The 4919-nt window shown below is 53.8% G+C and carries 5 protein-coding genes; 2 read left to right on the forward strand and 3 right to left on the reverse strand.

What is annotated here, in order from left to right; genetic code table 11:
- Positions 1 to 152: 152 nt before the first annotated feature.
- The 3 genes from FGF66_RS12205 to FGF66_RS12215 form a co-directional block, all read right to left on the reverse strand.
- Positions 153 to 539, reverse strand: coding sequence for a hypothetical protein (locus FGF66_RS12205; protein WP_139457903.1), 387 nt, complete (start codon positions 537 to 539; stop codon positions 153 to 155).
- Between the two features lie 132 nt (positions 540 to 671).
- A complete protein-coding gene (locus FGF66_RS12210; protein WP_139457905.1) occupies positions 672 to 899 on the reverse strand; it encodes a hypothetical protein in 228 nt (75 codons plus the stop codon).
- Between the two features lie 206 nt (positions 900 to 1105).
- On the reverse strand, positions 1106 to 1432 hold the full coding sequence (locus FGF66_RS12215) for a hypothetical protein (RefSeq protein ID WP_170181379.1): 327 nt from the start codon (positions 1430 to 1432) through the stop codon (positions 1106 to 1108).
- A 366-nt stretch (positions 1433 to 1798) separates the two neighbouring features.
- Here FGF66_RS12215 and FGF66_RS12220 point away from each other — a divergent pair, with 366 nt between their 5' ends.
- Both FGF66_RS12220 and FGF66_RS12225 read left to right on the forward strand, forming a co-directional pair.
- Positions 1799 to 4432: an MAC/perforin domain-containing protein gene (locus tag FGF66_RS12220; RefSeq protein ID WP_139457909.1), complete on the forward strand. Its 2634-nt coding sequence runs from the start codon at positions 1799 to 1801 to the stop codon at positions 4430 to 4432.
- A 238-nt stretch (positions 4433 to 4670) separates the two neighbouring features.
- A partial coding sequence (locus FGF66_RS12225) for a transposase family protein (protein WP_139457910.1) occupies positions 4671 to 4919 on the forward strand: 249 nt, incomplete at its 3' end.

Consider the following 4919-nt stretch of genomic DNA (forward strand, 5'->3'; position numbering starts at 1 on the left):
TTCTTTCTGGTCATAGTTTTGCTCCTTGTTTCATGAGTGGAATCTATGACCGTTTACACACTTTATCTCACTGACCCTTTTCATCGTATCCGGGAGGATTCTTCTGCTGTTACTCCGGGAATAAAAGATCAAAAAACCACAAGGAAAAGATATCAAGCTGACGCCTGATTGCTGCTTTCGAACAGCCAGACTTTGGCTCTGTCGATATCTGTATCGACGCGAACCTGAAGCGACCGGTTGACGGCGACCGTTTCCCAGAACTTGCCATCTTTCAGGAACTTCGCACTACACACAATAGCGATGCGGGCAACCTTCGGAGCGAGATCAGCGATTTCCTTTGCTGACTGGAAAGTATCAAAAGTGTCAAGTGCGTATTCAAGATTCCGCTCATCACACAAAATAAGTGTTGCGCTGTGCCTGACCGCCAGGTCGATCACTGCACTGCCGTAATCGATAACCTCCCGTACGTTTTCGTCGCGGCCAGAGGTTGTTATGAGCAGTAGATCCTCGTTAATTTCAGTAATGTATGTTATTGCCATCACTGTTTCAGGTTCTTCTGTACTTTATAATAATCAGATATAAACAGGCAGGTTGAGGGCGCTTCCAAACACCTTTTACGTATCCCTATTGCGGCGTCGGGTAGTCCTCGAAATCCACACAAGCTCGCAAAACTACCTGTCCTTGTTCAGCATATGTTTAATCTCACGCAATTCATCCATCATTTTTTGATTTGTCAAACTGCTTTTATAACTCATTAAAATGAGCTTGACGGAAACAAGAAATACACCCGCCTCCAAAAGAATGTCATGCGTCAAACCTTTTACAAACAGTGCTATCGTAAACAATACGAAAGTGGTGACAATAACAATTATCGTAGGAATATCGAAATGTTTGTTCATTTCTGTATAGTGAAAAATTTTAAGCAATCAAAACCTGTACACATTTCATTGAATATAAGAAACGAGCATTATTTATTCACGTTTGATTTTTTGGATGGTCAATCCGGTTCATAACATCCAGCCGCTCTTTATCATCACAGACAATCGCCTTCCGCTCGATCCTTCGGACCCTCACATTCAGCAATGCTTCTGACGTATCATCAGAATTACGCCTTCTGGCGTAGCTCGATGTACAGTATGGCCATGCGATCATTGCTGCTTTTCAAGACCAAAGCTTTCGGAAAAGACGGACGGCGCAGGAAAATCCGAGAAGTTGCAGAGTACGCGAGGATTTCAATATCACTCAACGCAGCAATCGCGACGTTCGGTGAGTTTTCAGAAAAGCCATTTATTGGAAAGACAGAAAATAAATATTCACCGCCCCACTCTTTTACGTCGCGCACTTTTTCCGGAATAGTGACCTGCCCGGCGCGGATAAACTTGCCGGACTCATAAATTATTCTATTTTTGCGAGATATAAGTCTCAATCGCAATGCAGCACAGCGAGCGCCACAACCCGTATCTGAACATATTACCTATATGTTTACTCTTCCCGCCCGGCTCTCTCCGGCTCGCCGGACGTGCTGTTAAGCCCCCAATTCCCGCAAATGCCGACCGCCTGACTTTGGCCTCCGATCGGCTCGACATCCACCCATCATCGCGCCTCGATGATTGACCGGCGCGACATCGCTTCCACGCAACGCAAAGCGCGACAACGCGGCTGGCCGCTTTTTTCATCCCTGCACATCCGCTTTCTACTGACGCGACTAACCCTCGTTTCAGGCCTGACATGACTCTTATGGAACTGATATGTTCTTTCAGACAGAGTTTTTTTCAGATAACGAAACCAATAACACGCTATGCCCATCAACAACCCAGCCACTCCGGCGACAGGCGCACAGGGTTCTGCATCTCCGGCTCCAGCGCCGACCCAGGCTCCGGCACAGGGATCGACCACGACCGCTCAACCGGCATCGGGAACTCCACCGTCTGGAACCCAGCCTTCCGGTTCGGCGACCTCCGGCTCCGGCACTGTGCCAACTCCAGCGCCAGCGCCGACTCCGGCTCCGGCATCATCGCAAACAACAGCCGGAGCCTGGCTGAGCAAAAACCAGGCTGCCAGTTACATCCAGCGTTTTCTGGATGCCGGGTATGACGATCTTTCCGACCTCCTGCCCGACGTGATCAGAACCGTGCTGCAGGGCGAGAAGCAAGGAATCGTCGATCGCCTGGTGCGCATCCGGACACAGGAACTCCAGAAACCGCAGCCGCTTCCGCCTCCCGCTCTGAAACCCGGTATGGCAATGGATCTTTCCGCCCCGCTGCTCAAAGGCATGGACGGCGTCTCCATCAAGCTGCCCGATCTGGGGTTCGCGCCCGGCCCCAATGTGCGTCAGAATGTCGTTTCAGCGGCATCCCTGACCGATGAAGAGTGGCTGGCGCTTGCCATAAACAGCGACATGCTCATGGGTCTCGATCTCGAAAGCTTCTTCGAAGGCGAATCGAGCACGCCTCAGGAGTGCTTCGCGCCCGCGTTGTGGTGGAAGGTTCCGGAGTCGAGAGAATTTTTCAACTGCGAGCACCTCTCCGCGAAGATCAATACAGAAATCACCTATACCTCGAAGTCGGCAACCATGGTTTCGGCGGGCTTCACCTCGGTGACGGCAAGCGTTTCGACCCCTTGGGTCAGCGCGTCGGTCTCGCACGAAAGAAGCTACAAGACGGCGCAGTCGAGCAAGGTAAGCACGCTCTATATCGTCGGCATGTACGATCTCGACCGGGTCAGGATCGATCTCGACGAGTGCGCCGTCGTGTCGCCGCGATTCGTGAGCGCGGTCGAAAACGCGCTGGCCGACGCCAACCCCAAGGAGGCGCTGGCGAAGGTGTTTCAGAAATATGGCCAGATCATCGGCCGTCAGGTCACGCTCGGTGGCCGCCTCTTTTTCGTGCACACCAAGGAGGAGGCGGAGAACTCCAGAATCGAGACGCTCAAAAGCACCACCTCGGCGGCCATCGCCGGAGGCTTCGGAGCTTTCAGCGCCTCGGCGGGCGTTTCGGTCGGCAAGTCGTCGGAAAAGCAGGAGAGCAGCCAGAGCATGAACGAAAAGATCGCCTTCCAGGCTGTCGGGGGCGACGTGACGCTTGCCAACGAGCCGGAAAAATGGAAGGATACGATCAAGACACCCGCCATGTGGGAGGTGATCCGGTACGACAAGATTCGCTACACCTATGAGCTTCTGAGTCCCGAGCTGCAGGAGCTGGTGCTGATGTACTGGGAGCGTCCGATGGGCAACGACGAGGGGCCTATCGTGTTGCCAAAAACCCGGATGGAGACGACGAAGTCCGCGGACGGCGTGTCCATAAGCGGCTTCAAGATCAGCTTCGGGCAAAAGGTGCCCGGCCTGTCGATGCGCTACTACGCGACCTCGGCGGACGGATGCCTTCACGACTGGGTCAGTGAGGGAAAACTCTGTGGCGCGCAGGGCGGCAACGCATCGCCGTTGCAGGAGTTTCTGGTCGAGCTGACCGGTGGTCTCGCGAGACGCTATGAACTGCACTATCGCGCCCTTCGCGCCGATGGCAAATTTACCGACTGGGTCTGCGGCAAGGAGGTCTGTGGCGTCAAAGGCATGAATATCAAGGAGATAGAGGTGGTGGTCTCCCCGGTGGGCGGCGGCATTCTGAAGATTCCCGCCGAATCGTTCATCCCGAGCGAAAGCAAGGGAACGTTCGACATCGGCAAGTATGGCCCCGGCATCATCTGCGCCAACATTCCCGGCGAGTGGGCATTGACCTACCAGTTCCAGTACACCGGCTCCAAACTGGTGAGGCGGCGGCTCGAAGCGCTGTTCACATCGGCGGATAACCGCCCGGTCAAGGTCGAGTTCAACGGAGCCGTTGTCAATCCGGCAGCCCTGGAGTACAGCACCGGCGCGTGGGATACCAGCGGCCTGCGTAAAGCGAGGATCGGAACGGTGACTCTGCTGCCCGGCATGAACACCCTGAAAATAAGCAGGCCCGGCCCCTGGTCGCCGCACATGAAGGAGTTCAGGCTGGTTGCGGAGGTGGTGGATATTCCGGCGACATCGTTTATCGGCACGACACCTCTCGGCAAGAACAACTATGGAGCCGGTGTTATCGATACGGGCGCTTGCGGAGGTACGCCGTCAGCCGCGTACGAGTTTACCTTTACGGGCAAAAAGCCGACAACGTTAGTGCTTGAAGGCGTTTACACAGCGGCGGACAAGCGTGCGGTGGAGATTGTCATCAACCCCGATGACGCCAAACCGCAAACCTTTTCCAACGTTCTTGCCACGGTTACCGGAAGCTGGTATAAAGACCGGCAAACCGTGGAAACCATCGGAGAGGTTGTCGTCCGTCCGGGCAAGAACACGCTCAGACTCACGAAAAAGGATGGGCCGATACCGCATATCCAGGAGTTCCGTCTGGTTTCGAAAGAGCCGTTCTTCGATTTCGACCCCGATGTGGACTGATTCCTGCCGGTAAACGGCTTGTGAGGTGGTTGTAGCCGTAGTTGATGGCGCTCGAACGGTCGAAAAACGGTTCAGAGCGCCATCTCCATTTCCCGGCACGGCAAAGCGTCACGAACGTACCCTGTTTATAAAAAATCCTCAAAAAAACGGCTCTTCGCAGAATATCGTGGAAAGAAGGGTGTGTATGAAGTAACATAGAGTAATTTTGAGCTTTACCCAACCACACCTTGATACTCCCATGCAGAGCCTGACGAGCCATTACCACCAACTTTTAGGTCTTTCCTCAAACTGGAAGGTCGAGAACGTTCATGTGTCGATGAGCGGCAAGCGGGTCGAGATCAGACTGGTCTGTACCGGCAAGCAGGTCGCGTGTCCGGTATGCGGTGCATCATGCAGCATTTATGACCATACCACTGAGCAACGATGGCGTCATCTGGATACCATGCAGTTCGAGACCATTCTGGTGGCCTGTTTGCCACGTTGTCAA

The organism is Chlorobaculum thiosulfatiphilum (assembly GCF_006265165.1).
Lineage (GTDB): Bacteria > Bacteroidota > Chlorobiia > Chlorobiales > Chlorobiaceae > Chlorobaculum > Chlorobaculum thiosulfatiphilum.

What these genes read in the sequence shown, in the direction of transcription:
- FGF66_RS12210 (WP_139457905.1), bottom strand. Translation starts at nt 899, where the DNA reads ATGAACAAACATTTCGATATTCCTACGATAATTGTTATTGTCACCACT.
- FGF66_RS12205 (WP_139457903.1), bottom strand. Translation starts at nt 539, where the DNA reads ATGGCAATAACATACATTACTGAAATTAACGAGGATCTACTGCTCATA.
- FGF66_RS12220 (WP_139457909.1), top strand. Translation starts at nt 1,799, where the DNA reads ATGCCCATCAACAACCCAGCCACTCCGGCGACAGGCGCACAGGGTTCT.